This is a genomic window from Microbacterium neimengense, assembly GCF_054782995.1.
The window spans coordinates 1-1,401 of record NZ_BAAGRK010000009.1 but is presented as its reverse complement, the minus strand read 5'-3'; the positions used below and the strand labels follow the sequence as shown (position 1 = coordinate 1,401).

Annotated in this window: 3 tRNA genes; all 3 read left to right on the top strand. The window is 47.2% G+C overall.

What is annotated here, in order from left to right:
• Window positions 1–409: 409 nt before the first annotated feature.
• The 3 genes from ACYVJS_RS10435 to ACYVJS_RS10425 all read left to right on the top strand — a co-directional run bounded on the left by ACYVJS_RS10435 (window position 410) and on the right by ACYVJS_RS10425 (window position 1,236).
• A tRNA-Trp gene (locus tag ACYVJS_RS10435) sits at window positions 410–482 on the top strand.
• A 464-nt stretch (window positions 483–946) separates the two neighbouring features.
• Window positions 947–1,019: transfer RNA gene (locus ACYVJS_RS10430), tRNA-Ile, on the top strand.
• A gap of 145 nt (window positions 1,020–1,164) precedes the next feature.
• A tRNA-Ser gene (locus ACYVJS_RS10425) sits at window positions 1,165–1,236 on the top strand.
• The last annotated feature ends 165 nt before the right edge of the window (window positions 1,237–1,401 follow it).

Below are 1,401 nucleotides of genomic sequence, written 5' to 3'. Positions count from 1 at the left end.
CCCCGTTTTTTAAAACGGGGGTGTCGGGCGGCTTCGCCGCCCCCGGGGACGGGTTCACCCCGGACCTGGGGGCCCGGGGCGCCCCGCCCCGGGGGAATAAATTTCCTAGGATTAAATAATTTTATGGAGTTATTTACTTCATGAAAAAATAAGATAACGGAAGGGCTACATCCTTCCAATGTATCGGGTCACCCGACCCGATGTTTAAGGCGCAAAGCGCCTTAGAGTAAAAAAGCCGGCTTATAAAAGCCCCGGTTTAAAATTTTGCGGCACCGTACGCCAAAATTTTATGCAGGGCTCGTTCCCCTGACCCGAGGGCCAGGGGCAGCTCACTGCCCCGGGATATTTGTAAAATATTTTATTCAAAAGAGGGAACAAGTTAAACTTGCCTTAATCAGCCGGCCAACTAAGGAGTATAGTTAAGTTGGTTATAATTGGGATCTCCAAAATCTTTGTCGTGGGTTCGAATCCTACTACTCCTGGTTATTTTATTTTTAATTTAGGTATAAGTCAAATTTTACCTGGGCCTTCGGCCCTTTGTTAATAAAAGCGGGCATAGCCCGCCCTGTTAACAATTTTCGAAGCATATGTTTCGAGTATATTAAGATGCAAAGTTTCGCTTATGAGTATGCCGGGGCCCCTGCAGACCACCCCGCGCTACGCGCGGGGTAGTCTTAATTTTATTAATAAAACTAAAATATAAGAATAATAAAAATTTAAATTGGGGGCGATNCCCACCCGCAGAGCGGGGCGCTTCAGGCCCCCCAGGTCCGGGGTGAACCCGTCCCCGGGGGCGGCGAAGCCGCCCGACACCCCCGTTTTAAAAAACGGGGGCTTTGAATAAATTTCCATGACCGGGCGGGCTACGCCCGCCCGGGCTAGAACCGGAGGCCTTGACCCCGGGCTTTTCGACCCCGGTGAAAGGAGTTTAAAATGTTATTTTATAAGTCTGGTAACTCAATCGGTAGAGTGATATGTTGATAACGTATAAGTTAGAGGTTCGATCCCTCTTCAGACTAATTTTTAATTTTCCGTAAAATTTTGGCATACTATGCTGTAAAATTTTAATTGGGGCAATTTTGTTGCCCCATTGTGAACGGATAACATAAACCAAAACGCTTTGCGTCCCTGAAACTCATATTTATCCAACTCAAAAAGATTTTAAGGTATATGGCTGACTGGTAAAGCATTTTACTTGAAATAAAACAAATGTGGGTTCGATTCCTACTATACCTAATAACCTAATTTTATTGCCCCCGGGGCTGGCGCCCCGGACCCCCAGGTCCGGCGGTGCCGGCCCCGGGGGCTTATCTTAACAGGCCGCGTTTTTAACGCGGCCTGTATATGATAAATATAAGTCCCGGTAGCTTAAATGGTAGAGCGCACGACTGAAAATCGTGA